The 19,949-nt window shown below is 60.8% G+C and carries 17 protein-coding genes and 1 tRNA gene; 11 read left to right on the top strand and 7 right to left on the bottom strand.

Going from position 1 to position 19,949, the window contains the following annotated elements:
* Positions 1-43 precede the first annotated feature (43 nt).
* Positions 44-1,621 carry a bifunctional metallophosphatase/5'-nucleotidase gene (locus tag SM763_RS01505; protein WP_368997508.1) on the top strand — a complete coding sequence of 526 codons (1,578 nt, stop codon included), beginning with the start codon at positions 44-46 and terminating at the stop codon, positions 1,619-1,621.
* Positions 1,622-1,727: 106 nt separating this feature from the next.
* On the opposite strand, the gene SM763_RS01500 is transcribed toward SM763_RS01505, so the two are convergent.
* Positions 1,728-3,953, bottom strand: a complete 2,226-nt coding sequence (locus SM763_RS01500) for a hybrid sensor histidine kinase/response regulator (RefSeq protein WP_368997184.1) — start codon at positions 3,951-3,953, stop codon at positions 1,728-1,730.
* Between the two features lie 707 nt (positions 3,954-4,660).
* On the opposite strand from SM763_RS01500, the gene SM763_RS01495 reads away from it, so the two are divergent.
* Positions 4,661-5,623, top strand: coding sequence for a Gfo/Idh/MocA family protein (locus SM763_RS01495; protein ID WP_274839233.1), 963 nt, complete (start codon positions 4,661-4,663; stop codon positions 5,621-5,623).
* A 131-nt stretch (positions 5,624-5,754) separates the two neighbouring features.
* Here SM763_RS01495 and SM763_RS01490 read toward each other — a convergent pair whose 3' ends face one another.
* From SM763_RS01490 to SM763_RS01475, 4 genes are all read right to left on the bottom strand, one after another.
* Positions 5,755-7,068 carry a TRAP transporter large permease gene (locus SM763_RS01490; protein WP_065273357.1) on the bottom strand — a complete coding sequence of 438 codons (1,314 nt, stop codon included), beginning with the start codon at positions 7,066-7,068 and terminating at the stop codon, positions 5,755-5,757.
* On the bottom strand, positions 7,061-7,567 hold the full coding sequence (locus SM763_RS01485; protein WP_065273358.1) for a TRAP transporter small permease: 507 nt from the start codon (positions 7,565-7,567) through the stop codon (positions 7,061-7,063). The genes SM763_RS01490 and SM763_RS01485 overlap by 8 nt, the downstream gene beginning before the upstream one ends.
* Before the next feature lie 75 nt (positions 7,568-7,642).
* A complete protein-coding gene (locus SM763_RS01480) occupies positions 7,643-8,665 on the bottom strand; it encodes a TRAP transporter substrate-binding protein (protein WP_368997182.1) in 1,023 nt (340 codons plus the stop codon).
* A gap of 117 nt (positions 8,666-8,782) precedes the next feature.
* Positions 8,783-9,256, bottom strand: coding sequence for a MarR family winged helix-turn-helix transcriptional regulator (locus SM763_RS01475; protein ID WP_368997181.1), 474 nt, complete (start codon positions 9,254-9,256; stop codon positions 8,783-8,785).
* Positions 9,257-9,346: 90 nt separating this feature from the next.
* Here SM763_RS01475 and SM763_RS01470 point away from each other — a divergent pair, with 90 nt between their 5' ends.
* Genes SM763_RS01470 through SM763_RS01435 form a run of 8 tightly spaced genes read left to right on the top strand, consistent with a single transcriptional unit; the run spans position 9,347 to position 17,618 of the window.
* Positions 9,347-10,291, top strand: a complete 945-nt coding sequence (locus SM763_RS01470) for a PDR/VanB family oxidoreductase (protein WP_368997180.1) — start codon at positions 9,347-9,349, stop codon at positions 10,289-10,291.
* Positions 10,292-10,301: 10 nt separating this feature from the next.
* Positions 10,302-11,642: an aromatic ring-hydroxylating dioxygenase subunit alpha gene (locus SM763_RS01465; RefSeq protein ID WP_368997178.1), complete on the top strand. Its 1,341-nt coding sequence runs from the start codon at positions 10,302-10,304 to the stop codon at positions 11,640-11,642.
* Positions 11,639-12,112, top strand: a complete 474-nt coding sequence (locus tag SM763_RS01460; RefSeq protein WP_065273363.1) for an aromatic-ring-hydroxylating dioxygenase subunit beta — start codon at positions 11,639-11,641, stop codon at positions 12,110-12,112. Before SM763_RS01465 ends, SM763_RS01460 begins: the two co-directional genes overlap by 4 nt.
* Positions 12,109-13,713, top strand: a complete 1,605-nt coding sequence (locus SM763_RS01455) for an AMP-binding protein (protein WP_368997176.1) — start codon at positions 12,109-12,111, stop codon at positions 13,711-13,713. The genes SM763_RS01460 and SM763_RS01455 overlap by 4 nt, the downstream gene beginning before the upstream one ends.
* On the top strand, positions 13,710-14,879 hold the full coding sequence (locus tag SM763_RS01450) for a thiolase family protein (RefSeq protein ID WP_368997174.1): 1,170 nt from the start codon (positions 13,710-13,712) through the stop codon (positions 14,877-14,879). Before SM763_RS01455 ends, SM763_RS01450 begins: the two co-directional genes overlap by 4 nt.
* On the top strand, positions 14,876-16,126 hold the full coding sequence (locus tag SM763_RS01445) for an SDR family NAD(P)-dependent oxidoreductase (RefSeq protein ID WP_368997173.1): 1,251 nt from the start codon (positions 14,876-14,878) through the stop codon (positions 16,124-16,126). Before SM763_RS01450 ends, SM763_RS01445 begins: the two co-directional genes overlap by 4 nt.
* Positions 16,123-16,896, top strand: coding sequence for a cyclase family protein (locus SM763_RS01440; RefSeq protein ID WP_368997172.1), 774 nt, complete (start codon positions 16,123-16,125; stop codon positions 16,894-16,896). Before SM763_RS01445 ends, SM763_RS01440 begins: the two co-directional genes overlap by 4 nt.
* Positions 16,893-17,618 (top strand): SDR family NAD(P)-dependent oxidoreductase, encoded by a 726-nt coding sequence (locus SM763_RS01435; protein WP_368997170.1) that lies wholly within the window; start codon positions 16,893-16,895, stop codon positions 17,616-17,618. Before SM763_RS01440 ends, SM763_RS01435 begins: the two co-directional genes overlap by 4 nt.
* Positions 17,619-17,769: 151 nt before the next feature.
* Here the strand turns inward: SM763_RS01435 and SM763_RS01430 are convergent.
* Both SM763_RS01430 and SM763_RS01425 read right to left on the bottom strand, forming a co-directional pair.
* Positions 17,770-17,845 (bottom strand) — tRNA-Ile (locus SM763_RS01430).
* 37 nt (positions 17,846-17,882) lie between these two features.
* Positions 17,883-18,812 carry a LysR family transcriptional regulator gene (locus SM763_RS01425; protein WP_368997168.1) on the bottom strand — a complete coding sequence of 310 codons (930 nt, stop codon included), beginning with the start codon at positions 18,810-18,812 and terminating at the stop codon, positions 17,883-17,885.
* 119 nt (positions 18,813-18,931) lie between these two features.
* On the opposite strand from SM763_RS01425, the gene SM763_RS01420 reads away from it, so the two are divergent.
* On the top strand, positions 18,932-19,900 hold the full coding sequence (locus tag SM763_RS01420) for an MBL fold metallo-hydrolase (RefSeq protein WP_368997166.1): 969 nt from the start codon (positions 18,932-18,934) through the stop codon (positions 19,898-19,900).
* Positions 19,901-19,949 lie beyond the last annotated feature (49 nt).

Genomic DNA, 19,949 nt, shown 5'->3' with positions numbered 1-19,949 from the left:
GGTCGCACCATTCCTCCAATCATAAAACAAGGGAGTCCTGATGATGATGACACGTTTCCTGATGTCGGTTGCGGCACTGGGGCTGACGGCGGGCGTTGCGGCCGCCGATTACAAGCTGACCATTCTGCACACCAATGATTTCCACTCCCGGTTTGAACCAATCAGCAAATACGACAGCGGCTGCCGCGAGGGTGACAACGCCGAGGGCAAATGCTTTGGCGGTTCCGCCCGTCTGGTGAGCGCGATTGCCGATGCCCGCAACCGCAGCAACAATTCGATCCTGGTGGATGGCGGCGATCAGTTCCAGGGCTCGCTATTTTACACCTATTACAAGGGAAAAGCCGCGGCCGAGATGATGAACAAGATGGGCTATGACGGGATGACCGTCGGCAACCACGAGTTCGACGATGGCCCCGAGGTGCTACGCGGGTTCATGGATTCCGTCGGGTTTCCGGTGCTGATGTCCAACGCCGATGTCAGCGCGGAACCGGCGCTGGCGGATGTGCTGAAGAAATCCACGGTGATCGAGCGCGGCGGCGAAAAGATCGGCCTGATCGGCCTTACGCCCGAAGACACACATGAGCTGGCCAGCCCCGGCAAGAATATCACCTTCTCCGATCCGGTGGTTGCCGTGCAGGCCGAGGTCGACCGACTGACAGCGGAAGGCGTCAACAAGATCATCGTGCTGAGCCATTCTGGCTATGGCGTAGATCAGCGCGTTGCGGCCGAAACCAAGGGCGTCGATGTGATCGTAGGAGGGCACAGTAACACTTATCTCTCCAATGTATCGGATCGGGCGGTTGGGCCTTATCCGACGATGGTGAACGGTGTGGCCATCGTGCAAGCCTATGCCTATGGCAAATTTCTGGGCGAGCTGAACGTGACCTTTGATGAGGCTGGGAACCTGGTCGAGGCGAAAGGTGAGCCGCTGATCATGGATGGCACCGTGGCTGAGGATGAAGCCACCGTCGCCCGTATCGCCGAACTGGCGCAGCCGCTTGATGAGATCCGCAACAAGGTGGTGGCCGAGGCTGCGGCTGCGGTGGACGGAGACCGCCAGACCTGCCGCATTCAGGAATGCCAGATGGGTAATCTTGTTGCGGATGCGATGCTGGACCGGGTCAAGGATCAGGGCGTACAGATCGCCATTGCCAACTCGGGCGGTATCCGCGCCAGCCTTGAGCCGGGCGAGGTGACGATGGGCGAGGTTCTGACCATCCTGCCGTTCCAGAATACGCTTTCGACCTTTGAAATCTCAGGTCAGGAACTGGTTGCTGCGCTTGAAAACGGTGTCAGCCAGGTGGAAGAGGTCAAAGGCCGCTTTCCGCAGGTAGCCGGGCTGACCTTCACCTGGGATCCTACGGTTGCCCCGAACGAAGGGCGCGTGCAGGAGGTGATGGTCGATATGGGCGACGGATTTACCCCGCTGGATCCAGCCAAGACCTATCTGGTTGTAACCAACAACTACGTGCGCAATGGGGGCGATGGCTACAAGGTCTTCTCGGGCGATGACAAGAACGCCTATGACTTTGGTCCCGATCTTGCGGATGTGCTGGCGGAATATCTGGCAGAGCAAGGGGCATATTCGCCCTATACCGATGGGCGCATCGCGCAGAAGTAATCGGGCTTGCGGGTAGTGGATTTGCGCGCGGTCTAAGGCTGCGCGCAAATCATACATTTGACGTGCCCCGCCTCTATGGGGGCGGTTCTGGAACGTTGAACTGCCCCTATGCGGCCTTCCGGGGGACCTGTTGCAAGAGCGACAGCAACTGAGGCTTTGACACCGGCTTCGCCAGAACCTCGTCCATGCCTGCCGCCAAATATTGTTCCAGTTGCTCAGGCATGGCGTTGGCGGTGACAGCGACGATAAAGCAGGGCGGCCGACGGGTGGCCTGTTCCATGGCACGGATCTTCTGCGTCGCCTCTACGCCGTCCATACCGGGCATCTGAATATCCATCAGAACCACATCAAAGGCAGAAGCGCGCACCATGTCGAGCGCTTCGGCGCCGCTACAGGCACTGTGGACCTCGCAGGAGGTATGGCAGAGGAACTTTTCGAGGATCAGCCGGTTGGTCTTGTTGTCATCGACTACCAGAACCTCCATCGCCGGAGCGTCTGACACTGTGACGACCTCCGTGGTGGACTGAAGCGGTCCCGTGTCTACGTCAGGGCCTGGGACCAGCGGTAGTCTGATTTCAAAGGTTTCGCCTTTCCCGGCTTTATCGGCCAGTTCCAGGCTGCCGCCCATCAGGTGGCACAATTGACGGGAGATCGACAGCCCCAGACCGGTTCCGCCGAACTTGCGTGTGTCGCCCGCATCCGCCTGCTGAAAAGGAAGAAAGATCGCCTGCCGGGCCCCGATGGGAACGCCGGCACCGGTATCACTGACCCGGACCAACAGCTCGCTGCCCTCAGCCGTGGGTTCCGCTGTGATGGTGACGCTGCCTGACTGGGTGAACTTGATGGCATTTGAGACCAGATTGTGGAGGACCTGGCGGAACCGGTGTCCGTCGCCGACGATCATCTGAGGCAGATCCTCGTGAATGCTGGCGCTGAGCTGCAGGTGTTTTTCTTCGGCTCTAGCTGAAAACAGTGATCGCGCACCTTCGATTGCATCGCGGAGTGCGAAAGGCCGGGTTTCCAGAGCCATCCGTCCCGCTTCGATCTTTGACAGATCGAGAACATCGCCGATCGTCGTGAGCAGCACCTGACCGGAATCCTCGATAATGCGAAGATAGTCATGCTGTTCCCTGTCCAGCGCGGTTTCGCTCAGCACCGAGGCCATCCCCAGAATGCCATTCAACGGTGTACGGATTTCGTGGCTGACATTCGCCAGAAAATGCGATTTCGCGCGGTTGGCGGCTTCTGCTGTCGCCAGCGCCTCGCGCAGGGCCTCGGCAGACCGTTCTCTTTCGGTGATGTCGACAAGGGAAACGGACCAACCCAGGAGCGGGCTCTTGCTTTGCATCGGGCTTTCGATCGGCACCGCGCGCAGATCAAAGATACGCTGGTTGAGCCGGATCGGTTCCGCGTTGGCCAGAACGCCACTGTTCAGAAATGACTGCAGTGTCGTACCGATCTTGTCCAGATGATCCAGCGTGTCGCCATGGCGTGGAAGGGTTTCACCAAACAGCATTTTGGCGGCGGGATTGGCCCCTGCAAAGCGACCGTCTGCGTCCAGAATGATCACCGGATCATGGGTGGCATAGAACAACAGGCTCCGGCCCTGTGCGACGGTATCCATCATCGTGTTGTTCAGCAGCAGCCAGCTCAGCGCGATGAGGGTCACGGCAAACATGAAGGGCGTGGGATCATATCCGAAAACAGTGAAACCATTGAAGATATAGGCCAGATTGGCCGTGAGCGGCGCTGCGGTGATGAAAATCAGCACCGCGAGGAATGGCCGAATGATTTTCCTGGCCCGGATCAGCGCATAGGTCAGCAGCCCAAGGGCGGTGCTCACAAAAATATAAAGCCCAGCCGCAACCGCATAAAACAGGGGGCCATGGTCAAAAATGACGAATGTATTTTTGCCCTCGGTCACAAGCCGGGTGTCAGGACCATACAACAGCTGCGTCTGACTGTTGGTGGCAGCGATGAGGGCGACAAGGATTGGCAGAGCGACATAGAGCAACAACCGGATCGGTTGCCGCTTGCGGCTGGAATTCATCGTGTAGTCGAAGACAAAGAAGGACCAGGCGATCGGCAGCAAGGTGATGCCGGGCCAAGCAGCAAGGGACCAGGCAACCTTGCAGGCTTCTCCGGGCGAAGCGAGATCGGCGGCAACGGTAAACAGCCACCACAGCATCGCACTCAATGTCAGCAGAAAGGCGGGCTTACCCGCAAAGCGGGTGTTGCGTGCGACCCAGAACAAGATCATGGCGCAGATCGCCCAGAGCATGGCAGCGGTCGCAGCGGCCAGCGTAACATGCAGGTGTGTCAGGCAGGTCATGGCCTAACCGGAACACCCTGGGGGCAAGTTGTGCAGCGTAGAGGCGAGAGCATGAAAAGATATCTTCGATATTGATACGTATGGCGTCCGGTTTCGCACAAAGGGTGTAGATCATTGTTTCGTGAGGACAGAATGACGGTATATCGCGAAGATATTGAAAACAAGGCGGAAAGCCTGTGTGGTAAATGGTGTGTTGCCGGGCTTGGGCTGGGCTGTCGATCGCCCATATCTTTGAGCTTTCTCAGCAGAGCAGGATTCGCTGTCGCCCCTCAGCAAGTGGGCGATGGCCCGTTTGGGGCCATTACAGGTTAATTCCAGGGGCAATCTTGGCCGTGGCAACAGGGGCAAAGCAGGGCTTTGTGATCGTTTCTGCGGTCACAACTCCGACTTGCAGGTGCCGTGAGGTAAACGGAGGTTTGTGATTGAGGTGCCGCTAAGCTCCAGTCATACGTAGATTGTTTTCATTTTGAGACCTTAGCGGCTGTCACTTTTGATCGCGGCGTCTGTGGCATGGGGGTCCGGAAACAGGTCGCATCGCTCTCTTTGCATGTGTTAGGGATAATTGTCACAAAGCGCCTGCTGCGGAAGCGCCGATCTGTCTGTAACTACACATGACAAACAACAGTAGCCGATCCACCTCTGTGGGGCGGGACCTTTGAACCGGCTATGCTGGATCAATACAATTGGAAGTAAAAACAGGAGCCAACATGGCGGTGAAGACAGCGGTAATCGGACTGGGGATCATGGGGCAGCGGATGCTTGAGCAACTGATCCTGCACAAAGACTACACTCCGGTAGCCCTTTGGGATCCGTCTGCGGACGCTTGCGCAGCCGCGCAGGCACTGGCGCCCGAGGCTGAGGTGACAGGTTCGCCCGAGGCGGCGATCGCGGCGGCTGATCTGGTCTATCTTGCTTGCCCACCGGTCCCGCGCAAAGCCTATGCCCTGGCGGCGGCTGCGGCTGGCAAAGCGGTGTTTCTGGAAAAACCGCTTGGCGTTGATCTGGCGGAAAGCGAGGCGCTGGTGGCAGGGCTCAAGGCCAGCGGCGTACCAGCAGCGGTGAATTTCACCCAGGCCGCCGGTGCGGCTCTAACGGATATCTCCAGTGCTGCCCTTGCAGGGGAAATGGGCGATCTCGTCGGGGTGGATATGGTGGTGACCTATGCCGCCTGGCCGCGCGCCTGGCAGCAGGCGGCGGACTGGCTGCGGTTCCGCGCCGAAGGCGGCATGACGCGCGAGGTCCTGTCGCATTTCCTGTTCTTCACCCAGCGGATCTTTGGCCCGCTCACCGTCTCCTGGGCGCAGCCCTCTTACCCTGGGGACCCGGCGCTGTGCGAAACGGCGTTGTTGGCCCGGCTGGAAAACGAGGAAGGATTGCCGGTGTCGATTCTGGCTTCGGTCGGCGGTGCGCAGCCGGATCGTCAGGAGTTCACCATTAAGGGCAGCAAGGCCAGCCACCGGGTTTCGAATTTCTCGGACCATGCCATCTCGGAAGGGGACGACTTCGTTCCGGTGCCCCAACCTCCGGCAGACCGCCGCACCGTCGCGCTGCAAGCGCAGCTGGACGATCTCCTCCTGTGCATGGCGGGCAAACCTCACCGGCTTGCCACCCCGCAAGAGGCGTTGGAGGTGCAGCGCCTGGTTGAGGAGATGTTGGGCGGAAAAGGCTGACAGGCGTTTGGACCTGCCGTTGGGGCAGGTCCATCCTCGATACCTTGCGAAGTGGCGGCGAGGTGAGCCGCCCTCACGTGGTACATGCGCCTCGGCCTACGAAACCCCAAGCACCAGTTCCGCCGCGCTTCCTACATTTGACTTGGCAAGAACAGCACAAGCGTAGGGAAGGCGAGCAGCAGGATCAGGCGCAGGATATCCATCAGCCAGAAAGGCGTCACGCCGCGAAAGATGGTAGCGGTCGAAACGTCACCAACCACCCCTTTGAGGATGAAGACGTTCAAGCCGACGGGAGGCGTGATCAGGCTGATCTCGATCACAACGACGACAACGATGCCGAACCAGACCGGATCGAACCCCAGCGATGTGATCAGGGGAAAGAAAATCGGCACGGTTAGCAGCAGCATCGACATGCTTTCGAAGATGCAGCCGAGGCCGAGGTAGATCAATATGATCAGGATCATCACGACCCAGGGCCCCAGATCAAGCGATGTGACCAGCGCCAGCAGCCCTTCGGGCAGGCCAGCCAGGTTGACGAAGTTGGAAAACACCCAGGCCCCTATAAGAACCGCAAAGAGCGAGGCCGTGGTCAGAGCCGTCTCCCCCAGGACTTCGCGAATGCTTCGCCAATTCAGGTTGCCCCGGGCCAGGGCGATCAGGAAAGCGCCCATTGCGCCCATTCCTGCGGCCTCGGTAGGGGAAAAGGCGAGGTTCAGCGGCCAGAAGTTGAGCGCTCCGTAAAGGCCGCCGATGACCAGAAAAAACAGCAGCAGAACGGCCCAGACATGGCTGAGCGCCTGCAGGCGTTCGCCCCATGTGGCGCGCGTCCCGGCAGGGCCTGCCTCTGGGTTGCGCATCACGGTCAGGCGTACGGCCGCAAGGTAGAACAGGACGCCAAGAAAGCCGGGAACGATGCCCGCGATGAACAGCTTGCCGATCGATGTTTCCGTGAGCAGCCCGTAGATCACCAGGATCACGGAAGGCGGAATGAGGATGCCCAGGGTGCCGCCCGCCGCGATGGAGGCACTGGAAAGACCGTCTGCATATCCGTATTTGCGCATTTCCGGCATGGCCACCTTGGCCATGGTTGCCGCCGTTGCCAGCGAAGATCCGCAGATGGCCGCAAACCCACCGCAGGCCACGATTGTGGCCATGGCCAGACCGCCACGGAAATGTCCCAGAAAGGCGTTCGAGACGCGGTAGAGTTCGCGACTGATCCCACCCTTGTTGACGAAAAGCCCCATCAGGATGAACAAGGGAATGACGCTGAGCCCATAGTCCTGTGCGGTGTCGATGATTAAGCGCCCGACCATCGAAATCGCAGCGCGATAGCTGGTTTCGTAAATCAGCCCGATCATGCCGACGAAACCCATGGCAAAGGCAATCGGGATGCGCAGTAGGACCAGAACGAAGACGGCGATAAAGCCAAGGAAGGATTCAAGCATTCTTGGCCTCCAGCATATGCGGCGCAATGAGGTGCAGCAGGCCGCGCCCGATCAATGCGACAGCGGTGACGTAGATCATCGCTGCGATGAAATAGGCAATATAAAAGGTGGGGATCGACAGATATTCTGTCACGTCGCCGTAGCTGCGCGAGCGTTCCGCCAGATCGACAACACGGCCCGCCGGATACCACAGCATCACAGCACAGATCAGGGCTACAGCCGCATCACGCCAGCGTTCAAGTCTCATCCTGCGGAACGGCCCATCCAACAGATCAACGGCGATATGGCCGTTCTGGGCGCTCAGAACCGGCAAGGCGGCGAACACGATAAGCGCAATGCCGATACGGATCAGCTCGGTTGCCGCTTCGATCGGGGCATTGAAAACCGAACGCATCAGCACATCTGCAAAGGTCAGGCACATCAGCGCAAAAAGGGACAGGTTGGCCAGGAACATCGGCAGTTTTGAAAGGGCGGTCAGGAACCGGAGGGCGTATTGCATCGGGCCTCGCTTGAGCGCAGTAGGATATGAAAGGACCGGCGCCCATCTGTGCGCCGGTCCCGTTTTCCGGATCGTTTACTTGCCAGACGCGGCGGCCATTTCCTTGACCATCATGTCATAGGCGGCTTGCCCGTCGACGCCTGCGTCTGTCACCTCTGCGATGATCTTGTCGCGGACCTCTGCGGCCATGACGGCAAAGGCTGCCTGATCTTCCGCGCTGGCCTCAACGATCTTATTGTCCGCGGTGTCCAGGGTCAGCTTGCGTGCGGTCGCGTCGCTTTTATCCCAGACCGCGCCCATCATCCGCGAAGCAGGTTCGCCGAAGACCTTGCTGTCGAGGGCCTCCTGCACATCGGCGGGCAGGCTGTCGAATTTCTCCTGGCTCATGATGACCGAGAAGGAGCCACGATAGAAACCACCGGGCATTTCGTACACGTTCTTGGCCACTTCGTTCAGTTTGAAGCTGATCCGTTCGCCAAGGTTCATGGCAACGGCATCTGCAGCGCCGGAATCAAGCGTCTCGTAGACCTTGGGGGCAGGCACCTGAATGCCGACAAGACCGAGTTTCGCGCCTACGTCTGCGGAGACACCACCGCCCAAACGTGTCTTGAGGCCCGACAGATCGGCCAGGGTGTTGACCTCTTTGTTCGAGTGGATCTGCCCCGGGCCGTGGGTCGTCAGTGCGATGACCTTGACGCCGCGATGCTCGTTCAGGTCCTTGAGAATGGCCTCGTGCACCCGCCAATGAGCGACCGAGGAGGCTTCGGCGTTGCCCTCGTAGCCGGGGATCTCGACCAGCTTGGTGCCGACGAACCGTCCGGGCGTGTAACCGTGAAACAGGATTGCCACATCCGCGATGCCATCAAGGACCAGATCCATCTGCGCAGGCGGCGAGGCAAGGCCGCTCTTCAGCTCGGTCGTCACGGTACCGTCTGTCGCCTCTGACATCATCTCGCCCAGTTGAGCGAACATTTCAGTGTTCACCGGGTGGGTGGGCGGCAGCCATGTGGAAATGGTGATCGTTTCGGCAGAAAATGCACTGGTTCCCATGCTGATCGCAACGGCGGCGCTGGCCAGAATCTTGGTTAGCTTGGTCATTGGAGTGTCTCCCAGAATGTTGGATTCATACCATTTTCAGGGTCTAGCGCCCCAATTCGGAAGGTATATGCGTTTTCATGTAACTCCATTTTTGCCGTCTTGAAAACTATTTTCTGCTTAAAGCTTCTCTGGCGCGTCCTCTTCCAGGGTGTTCAGCAATGCATGCAGTATGGGCTTCAGTTGGTGTCCGCCGTGCTCTGTCAGGCGTTCTAGCAAGGCCTTTTCATGGGCTTGTGCCTGTGGAACCAGCCTGTTGGTCAACGCGCGCCCCTCCGGCGTCAAAAAGACGCGGACCCGTCTGCCATCTTCGGGATCGCTTTGGCGGATCAGTAGTCCGCGCTTCTCCATCTGGGCGATGATGCGGGTCAGGCGGGATTGCTCAACCAGCGCGATCCGGGCCAGCTGCGTAATCATCGCGCCTTCGCAGTCGTGCAGGCAGGCCAGAACCCGCCACTCCGGCACGCGCAGGCCCGAGCTGCGGACTTGGGCGTGAAACTGGGCACTGGCCCCTTCGCTGGCGGCAGCAAGCAGATAAAGCAGGTAGTTGCTCACAAACCCCGGTGTGCCATCCGGGCTGACTGGCGTTGTCATAGGTCCACCCAGCATGCGCCAAGGCGACGCCCAGAAATGTCTTGACCTGAGTTATATGAAATTTCATATTCTTTCAAAAGGAGGACTCCCGTGAGCAAAATTGATGGTGTCGTACTGGAGGTTACACCGCTGACCGACCGTATCAGCAGCCTGATAGTGGCTGCAACAGATGGTCGCGTGTTGCCCGAATGGGAGGCTGGCGCGCATGTCGAGTTCGACGTGCCGGGCGGAACCCGCGCCTATTCGCTGGTGGCGTTTGATGCTGACCTGATGTCCGCGCCGAAGGAATACCGCATCACCGTTCAGCGCGAAGACGAAGGGCAGGGCGGCTCCAGGGCGATGCACGCGCTGGCGGTGGGCGATCCTGTCACTTTCGCGGCGCCCAAGAATGATTTTCCGGTGAAGCTGGACGCGCCTGCTGTTCTATTGGCGGGTGGCATCGGGGTCACGCCAATGATTTCGATGGCAGCAGCCTTGCAGGCGGCAGGCCAGAGGTTCGCGTTCCACTATGCGGGCCGCACGGCTGCCGCCATGGCCTATCACCAGAGGCTGGCGGACACCTTGGGCGAGGCGTTTCACCTGCATTGCGATGATGACTCGAGCGCGCTGGATCTGGATGCTCTCATAAGTGGGCTGGGGGATGCGCATCTATACGTCTGTGGTCCGCGCGGGTTGCTGGATGCGGTGCGCGCCAAGGCCGAAGGTGCCGGTATTCCGGCGGATCATCTGCATTTCGAACTCTTCACCGCAGCCGAGGCGCAGGACGGTGACAGCGCCTTTGAGGTGCAGATCAACGATGGCAGGGTCTTCACCATCCCTGCGGACAAAACCATCGTAGAGGTGCTGGAGGAGCATGACGTCGATGTCCTTTACGATTGCCAGCGCGGCGATTGCGGCATCTGCCAATGCGATGTGATCGAGGGCGTGCCGGATCACCGCGACGTGGTACTCAGCGAGTCGGAACGCGCCGCCGGTGATGTGATGCAGATATGCGTGAGCCGTGCGAAATCCGCACGGCTGGTGCTGGATATATAGGGGAACGGACATGGTCAGCTATTCAGGAAACCCAACTGCGGCGGCGTCCCTTGTGCAGCCCCATCAGGTGCACCGGGATGTCTATATCAACGAGGACATCTTCAAGCTTGAGATGAAGCATGTCTTTGCCAATTCATGGGTGTTTGTCGGCCACGAAAGCCAGACCCCGGCCAAGGGCGATTACTTCGCCACCCAGATCGGGGATCAGCCGGTCATCCAGGTGCGTCACAAGGCGGATGACATTCACGTTCTTTACAATCGCTGCCCGCATAAGGGCACCAAGATCGTCATCGACCGGCAGGGCAATACCGGCAAATTCTTCCGCTGCCCCTATCACGCGTGGTCTTTCAAGACAGATGGCTGCCTGCTCGCGATCCCACTCAAAAAGGGATACGAGGGCACCGGCCTTGAAGAGACAGTAAGCGGCAAGGGCATGAAGGCGGTCGGCGCCGTCAAAAACTATCGTGGCTTCATCTTTGCGCGGCTGGCCGAAGAGGGCATCAGTTTCGAAGAGTTCTTTGGCGATAGCCTCAGCTCGCTCGACAATATGGTGGACCGCTCGCCCGAAGGTCGGCTTGAGGTGGTCGGCCCGCCGCTGCGTTATCTGCATCACTGCAATTGGAAAATGCTGGTCGAGAACCAGACCGACACCTGCCATCCAATGGTCGCGCATGAAAGCAGCGCCGGAACCGCAGTGAAGCTATACGAAGAGCTGGACCTGCCGGAAGGCACGCCCAAGCCCCCCGCGATGGAGATCATCGCGCCCTTCATGTCCCCCTATGAGTTCTTCGAGGGCATGGGCATCCGCACATGGCCCAACGGGCATGGGCACACCGGTGTGAGCCATTCGATCCATTCGGACTACTCCGCCATTCCCGGATATTTCGAAGCATTGACGGAAAGCTACGGAGAGGAGAGGGCAAAGGCCATCCTAGACGACAACCGGCACAACACCGTCTACTTCCCCAATATCATGATCAAGGGGCCGATCCAGCAGCTGCGGGTCTTTATCCCGCTCGCGGCCGACAAGACCATCGTGGAAAGCTATATCTATCGGCTGGTTGGGGCGCCGGACGCGCTGACCGCCCGTACGGCGATGTACAACCGCATGATCAATGCGCCCACCTCGATTGTGGGGCATGACGACCTTGAGATGTACGAGCGCGCGCAGGAAGGTTTGCACGCCGACGGTATGGAATGGGTCAATGTCCAGCGTCTTCTCGAAGACGACGAGGATTTCACCCAGGAAGCCGTGCACAATGGCACCACCGAACGCCAGATGCGCAACCAGTTCAACGCCTGGGCCAAGTTCATGACCTATGATGCCCCGGAGCAGGAGGTGGCGGAATGAGTGTCACACGGGATCAGCTGATCGATTTCATCTATGACGAGGTACGGATGCTGGACGAGGGCCGCTATGACGAATGGCTGTCGCTCTGGCTGCCTGATGGGATCTACTGGATGCCGCTTGATTACAAGCAGACCGATCCGATCAATCAGACCTCGCTTCTATACGAGGACATGTTCATGCTGAAACTGCGGGTCGAGCGTCTGAACGGTGCGCGCACCTTCAGCCAAAAGCCAAAAAGCCGCTGTCATCATGTCATTCAGCGCCCGTTCGTGGACGAGATGGGGGAAGACCGTTTCGTGACCAATACCTCGATGCACTACGTGGAGACGCGCCTGGACGAGCAGCAGTTGCTGGCCCTGACCGTACGGCATGATCTGGCCCTAGTGGACGGGGCGCTTCGGATTGCGGGCAAGCGGGTTGATCTCCTCAATTGCGACGCGGCCTTCCGCAATATCCAGTTGCTGCCATGATCACCGCAAAGACTGTGTATGGCGCCTTTGCAGAGAGCGCCGCCCGCTGGCCGGACCGCCCGTTCCTGAATGTGCTGCCAGAGACGGCAGAGATCTACGGGATCGACGCAGGTGAGATCACCTACGCCGAGGCCCTGAAGACGGTGCAGGACCATGTCGCAGAGATTGAGGCTGCCGGATACGTCAAGGGTCAGCGCGTTATGGTCCTGCTGGAAAATCGGCCCAGCTATTTCCTGTGGTGGCTGGCCTTCAATGCGCTGGGGATCTCTGTTGTTCCCGTGAACCCCGATCTGCGCGCCGCTGAAATGGAATACATGATCGGGCACGGCGAACCTGTTCTGGCCCTGTCGCTGGCCAGTCGCGCGGAAGAGCTGCGCAGCGCCGCTGAGGCGGCCAATGTTCAGATGCCTGTGGTGACACTTGGGGAACCGCTGCCGAAGGCCGTCACAACCGAGGCGATTGCCACGCGGACAGGCGATGCGGAGGCGGCGCTTCTTTATACATCGGGCACCACCGGGCAGCCCAAGGGCTGCATTCTGACCGATGAGTATTTCATCGAGGCGGGCCGCTGGTACAGCACCGCAACCGGTGTTTGCGCGCTGAACACGGATGGCGAGCGGATGATCACGCCGCTGCCGATCTTTCACATGAACGCCATGGCCTTTTCCTTCATGGCGATGGTTGCCGTGGGCGGCTGCCTGACGGCACTGGATCGTTTCCATCCACGCAGCTGGTGGGACTCGGTGCGCCGCAGCCGGGCAACCTGCTTGCACTATCTGGGCGTGATGCCCTCGATGCTGATGGGGGCAGAGCCCAGCGATGATGACCGCAATCATTCGGTACGCTTTGGGTTTGGCGCAGGGATTGATCCCAAACTCCATGCCCCCTTCGAAGAACGCTTCGGCTTTGCCCTGACCGAGGCCTGGGCGATGACCGAAACCGGGGCAGGGGCCACCATTTGTGCCAACCGCGAGCCGCGCAATGTGGGCACCTCCTGCATCGGCTGGCCGCAGGACACGGTCGAGGCGCGGCTGGTGGATGACAGCGGCGCGGATGCGGATCAGGGCGAATTGCTGGTGCGCCATGCAGGGTCGGATCCGCGCAAGGGCTTCTTTGCAGGATACTTCAAGAACCCGGACGCCACGGATGAGGCTTGGGAAGGCGGCTGGTTCCACACCGGCGATATCGTGCGGCGCGCGGCGGATGGCACGATGTATTTCGTCGACCGCAAGAAGAACGTGATCCGCAGATCCGGGGAAAACATCGCGGCGGTCGAGGTGGAATCCATCTTGGCACGCCATCCGGCAGTTCAAAGCGTCGCGGTCGCCGCCGTTCCTGATGAGATCCGGGGCGACGAGGTTTTTGCCTGCATCATTGCAAAAGATGCGGCCGACCCGCAGCTCGCCCAGGAGATCACCACATGGTGCCTGACGCAGTTGGCCTATTACAAGGCACCCGGCTACATCGCCTTTGTCGAAGACCTGCCCGTCACCGCGACCCAGAAGCTGCAACGGGCGGTCTTGAAGACGCGCGCTGCTGAGCTGCTGAAGGAACCCCAGACCATCGACACCCGCCATCTGAAAAAGCGGAGCGCGGCATGAACCGTCTGCCCTATGACGGGGTTGTGCTGACCGCGCCGGTGTCGGTGCCCTATGTGCGCTACACCAACGAGACGGCCCATTGGTGGATCGCCCGCGCCCTGCGCGAGGCGCTGAAGGTGATCGGGATGACCCCGCAGCAGCTGGACGGGCTATCGGTCTCCAGTTTCACGCTGGCGCCCGACACGCCTGTTGGCCTGACCCAGCATCTGGGCATTTCGCCTCGGTGGCTCGATACCGTTCCGATGGGCGGGGCCTGCGGTGTTGCTGCCCTGCGCCGGGCGGCGCGTGCAGTGCAATGCGGCGACGCCGATGTCATCGCCTGCGTGTCGGGGGATACCAACCGGATCGATAGTTTTCGCACCCTTCTGTCCGCCTTTTCTCGGTTCTCGATGGATGCGACCTTTCCCTATGGGTTTGGCGGCCCCAACGCGAGCTTCGCCCTGTTGCAGGACGCATATATGCAAGAGTTTGGCGCCACGCGGGAGGATTTTGGCCGTATCGCGGTGGCGCAGCGGGCCAATGCCCTGAAGAACCCGCAGGCAATCATGAAAAAACCGCTGAGCCTCGATCAATACCTTGAGGGCCGCATGATCTCGGACCCGATCGGCCTCTTTGATTGCGTGATGCCCTGCGCGGGCGCTGAGGCCTTTGTGGTGATGCGCGAAGAGATGGCCGTGGCCAAGGGGCTGCCCTTTGCCCGCATCAGCGCCACCATCGAGCGCACCAACGCCTTTCCCGAGGATCCCATGCAGCTGCGCGGCGGCTGGGCCGTGGACGTGGATGAGCTGTGGCAGATGGCGGGCCATGGCCCTGACGAGATCGACGTCTTGCAGACCTATGATGACTACCCGGTGATCTGCATGATGCAGTTCGAAGACTTGGGGTTCTGCGCCAAGGGCGAGGGCGCGGAGTTCGTGCGCCGCCACGATCTGACCATCGGCGGCGATTTCCCACATAACACCTCGGGCGGGCAGCTGTCCGTCGGGCAGGCCGGCGCGGCAGGCGGCTATCTTGGACTGGTTGAAGCACTGCGGCAGGTGACAGGAACGGCGGGACCAACCCAGGTCGAGGGCGCCCGCCGCGCGGCCGTGTCGGGCTTTGGCGTGATCAACTATGACCGGGGCCTCTGTTCCTCTGCCGCCGTGATCGAAGGAGGGACGACATGAGCGAACCACTGGTCCCGCCGAAAAAGAAAGACCCGCAAAAACGCACCACCGTGCCGGTGCTGCCCCCCGCCACGCGCAGCCGGGCCGCACTTGGTCTGGGTGTGATGGCCGCGCAGGGTCGTTTTGGCCTGCAGGTCTGTGCAGAGTGCGAGGCGGTGCAATATCCGCCACGCGATGCCTGCCACAAATGCCTGTCTGTTGATCTGCGCTGGCAGGATGTGGATCCATCCGGCACGGTGATGGCCGAAACCACCATCCGTGTGTCGCCCGAACCCTATTTTCGCGAACGCATGCCCTGGCGCATGGGGGCGGTGAAACTGGAGGCCGGGCCCATGCTCAACTGCCATCTGCATGGCGAGGTTGGCCGCGGTGATGCGGTGCGCATGGCGTTGAAACTGGATAGGGCCGGGCAGGGCGTATTGGTTGCGCTGCCGCAGAAAGGAAGTGCCGCGATGCAAGATGATCCCGTGCTGCGGGCGATGTCGTCCGATCCCAAATACCGCCGTGTTCTGATCAGTGACGCCCGCGCGCCGGTGGCCCTGGCCCTGACGCAGGCGCTGCTCAAGGCCGGTGCCTCCCATGTGTTCCTGGGAGAGCCGGAAGCCTGGCGCAGCTGGCCGGAACGCGCGGCCTTTGAAGCGATGGAAAACGTCTCGCTGCTGCCGCTGGACGTGACGGATGTGACGTCGATCGAAAAGCTGGCGGCCGAGATCGGCGGCAAGGTCGATATCCTGATCAACACGGCCAGTTTCGTGCGCCCCGGCGGGATCATGGGGAATGACACGGGTTTTGCCCGCGACAGTTTCGAGGTGAACACCTTGGGCCTGATGCGGCTGGCGCAGGGGTTTGGCCCCGGCATGGCGGCGCGGGTGCAGGATGGCACCAATTCGGCGGCGGCCTTCGTGAATATCCTCTCGGTTCAGGCGCTGGTGCCGGATCCGGGCTTTGGCACATTCGGGGCGTCCCAGGCGGCGGCGCGGTCGATCTCGCAAAGCCTGCGCGCCGAATTCCGCCAGAGCGGCTTGCGCGTGATGAATGTCTATATCGGCCCCATTGAGGGCGATGCCTGGTTCCAGCCCCTGCCGCCGCCCAAGGTGACTCCAAGCGCCATTGCGCGCTCGGTCGTGGGCGGGCTGGTTGATGGGCTGGAAGAGGTCACCTGTGGCGACATTGCCCGTGATCACTATGCGCGCTGGCAGGCGGATGCCCTGCTGCTGGAACGGGAAATGACCGGAGGCGGATCATGAGCGATCTTATTGCAGATGTGGCGGTGGCGCTGGGCCGAGGTGCGGCGCGTATCGTGGACCTGACCCATACGCTGGACCCGGATTTCCCGGTGATCATCCTGCCGCCGGAGTTTGGCCAATGCGCCCGCTTCCGCATGGAAGAGGTCAGCGCCTATGATCATCGCGGCCCCGCGTGGAAGTGGCACAACCTGACCCTCAATGAACACACGGGCACGCATTTTGACGCCCCTATCCACTGGGTGTCGGGCAAGGATGTGCCCAATGGCGCAGTGGATGAGATCGACCCGGGCGTCTTTGTCGGCCCGGTCGTTGTGATCGACTGTTCCGAAGGCGCGGCCAAGGACGACGATTTCGAACTGACGCCAGAGATCATCAAAGCCTGGGAGGCTGAGCACGGAGAAATCCCCGCCGACAGCTGGGTCCTGATGCGCACCGATTGGTCCAAGCGCAGCGGGGCAGCCTATCTCAACATGGCAGAGGACGGGCCGCATTCACCAGGGCCGACCCCGGCAGCGATCGAGCTGCTGCTGAAGCGGGACATTCGCGGGTTCGGGACGGAAACCGTTGGCACCGATGCCGGTCAGGGCGCTCATTACGTGCCACCCTATCCGGCGCATTACTTGCTTCATGGGGCAGGCAAATTCGGGCTGCAATGCCTGCGCAACCTGGATCAGCTGCCCCCCACGGGCGCGCTGCTGATCGCGCCCCCTCTCAAGATTAAAGGCGGTACGGGCAGCCCCCTGCGCGTGCTGGCAATGGTGACGGCATGAGCAAGTATACAGCCGTGATCACGGGCGGCAGCAAGGGCATTGGCGCCGATCTGGGGCAGCGCCTGATTGCAAAGGGATATACGGTTGTGTCCCTGTCACGCGGCGCGCCTGAGTGGTCGGACCCGGGCCTGCATCATGTGGAGGTCGACCTGCTGGACCCAAGCGCCACGGCGAGGGCTGCAGCAGAAATCGCTGCCAATCATGACGTCACGCATCTGGTGAACAATGCCGGGATGATCTGGCCCAATCTGCTGGAAGAGGCGACGCCCGAAGATCTGGCCGGGCTGACGCAGCTGCACCTTGGCGCACCACTGACGCTGTTGCAGGCGTTCCTGCCTGCGATGAAGGCGCGTGGTTTTGGACGGGTTCTTTTCAACGGTTCGCGCGCTGCGCTTGGCGTGCCGACACGTACGGCCTATTCCGCCACCAAGGCGGGGATCATCGGCATGGCCCGCACCTGGGCGCTGGAACTGGCCGGGCATGGCATCACGGTGAATGTGGTCTCTCCCGGCCCCGTGCAGACCGATAACTTCTGGGGGATCATTCCCAAGGGCAGCGACCGTGAGGCAGAGCTGGCGAAGCGCATTCCGGTGGGGCGTCTCGGCACGGTGCGCGATATCTCGAACGCCTTTCTGTTCTTTTGCGATCCGGAGAACGGGTTTGTCACCGGTCAGACCCTGTATGTTTGCGGTGGCGGCAGCGTCGGGGCGATGTCGCTTTGATCGGGGCTGCTCCGTAGCGATTGAAAAAAAGCACTGCAATTCTAAAGCAAAAGTACGACCGCTGACGGCTTGTGCAACCGCGGTGCTGCGCCGCAAGAAAGCGGATTGATGCGCAGGGGGACGGCGGCTTTGAGGGAAGTCATTGGTGGTGTGGTAGGCCCGGCAGGATTCGAACCTGCAACCAAAGCGTTATGAGCGCTCTGCTCTAACCGTTGAGCTACAGGCCCGCCGTAAGCAAGTGGTTAGGAAATGGCGCGGGTAAGGTCAAGCGATGATTGTCGCGGGTCTCGGCTGCGCCGCTCGGCGGTGTATCTGGGTCAGGCGCTCGGTCACTCCATCGATCACCAGTTCCCGCCGCCGGTCGATACTGTGGCGCGAGGGGAAGACCGCAAAGACGTCCTTGTCCGGGGCGTTGTACTCCGGCAGCACCTGTTCGAAGGTGCCATCGCGCAGCTGGTCCTCGACGAAAGGACGCGGGGCGCGGGTGTAGCCAGAGCCGTTGGTCACCGCCTGAATGATGAGTTCGGGATCGTCTGCCGTGAAACCAACCCGGATCGGCGCCAGGACTTCCTGGCCATCACGGTGCAGCGGAAAGAAACCTTCGGTCTGGTCTTCGTGCCGCTGGATGAACTTAAGCCTTATCAAGTCTTCGGGCTGCTGCGGTCGCCCCACGTCATCAAGATAGGCTGGTGAAGCAAAGAGCACGGTTTCCAACTCCGCGATCTTGCGGCCCACGCCATCGGTGCTGCCCAGCTTGCCGCTGCGGATGGCAAGATCGTAATTCTCGCGCACCACATCGACCAGCCGGTCCTCCAACCGCATGACGATGTCTAGATCGGGGTATTGCCGGTCCAGCTCCAGAAGAAGCGGTCCGACCACGCTGCGGCCAAGGAAGGTGCTGGTGCTGATGCGAAAGGTACCGGAGACGCTGGCGTTCAGGCTGTCCAGCTCGGCTGTTAGCCGGTCATAGCCACCCAGCAGTCCCTGGGCGTGGGTAAAGACCAGGTCCCCGGCGCGGGTGGCCTGCACCCCGCGAGCACTGCGGTGCAGCAGTTGCTGGCCCAGTAGGCTCTCCAGTTGCTTGATCTGCTGGCTGACGGCGGATTGGGTCATACCCCGGCGCTGCGCTGCGCGGTTCAGGCTGCCTTCATCCAGTGCCACGACGAATGTTTCCAGAAGTGAAAGCCTGTCCATGAAATACCTATTAGCAATGCTTATAATGGGTATCTGACTTCTGTGACTGATCCCCAAGATATATGCACCTTATCTGCAGGGTGCGGGGAAATTCCGCTGATCAGATATTGGAGTGTCTTATGACTATCACCCGAAGAACCCTTTTGAAAGCCGCTGCGGTCGCCCCAGCGGCGGCTGCAGCACCTGCATTGATCACTCCTGCTGCTGCGGCGCTGCAGGGGCCGACGCCAGTGCTACATCAGTTCACACTGGGCGATGCGCGGATCACCGCGCTGCTGGATGGGCATCTGGCGATCAAGCCGGAGTTTTTCACCGGCTATGACGCAGCCAAGGCAGAGGCGGCGCTGGCAGGCTCGCTTTATCGCGAAAATGCGAAAGGTCTGGAAATCCCGGTCAATGGCTATCTGGTGGAGCAGGGCGGAGAATACACACTGATCGATAGCGGGTCTGCGCAACTTTTGGGGCCTGATCTGGGCGCGCTGCCTTCGGCCTTGGCGGCGGCAGGGGTCACGCCAGACCAGATCACCACCGTGCTATTGACCCATATCCACCCGGATCACAGCGGAGGGTTGCTTTCGCCGGATGGTAGCGCCGCCTTTGCCAATGCGGAACTGGCGGTTGCAGCAGCGGAGTGGGACTATTGGCACGATGAGGCAGTTCTGGCCGCTGTGCCCGATGAAAGCCGCGGCTTCTTCCAAACCGCCCGCAGCAGCGTCGCGCCCTACGCGAACCGCCTGAAACTGCTGAAGGGAGAGGCCGAGGCCGCCAAGGGGCTGAGCGCGGTGCCACTGCCGGGTCACACGCCGGGGCACACCGGCTTCATGCTGGATGCGGGCAGCGAAGCGCTGTTGTTCTGGGGCGATGTGGTGCACAGCACCGCATTGCAATTCGCCGAGCCGGACTGGACCATTCCCTTTGACGTCGATCAGGCACTGGCAGCGCAGACACGGCGGCAGATGTTCGACCGGGCGATGGCGGATGATCTGCTGGTGGTCGGCATGCATCTGGACTTCCCGGGGCTCGGCAAGGTGCAGCGCGCAAGTGAAGGCTACCGGTTTCACCAGGCCCCCTGGCAGTTCGGCCTGTAATCGGCCTGTAATCCGGGCGTGAGGCACGCAGTTTGACAGGTTTGCCGCG

The sequence above is a fragment of the Pseudophaeobacter sp. C1-32P7 genome (assembly GCF_041008775.1).
Lineage (GTDB): Bacteria > Pseudomonadota > Alphaproteobacteria > Rhodobacterales > Rhodobacteraceae > Phycobacter > Phycobacter gallaeciensis_A.
The sequence above is the reverse complement of the archived record's forward strand: the minus strand, read 5'-3'. Positions and strand labels throughout refer to the sequence as shown.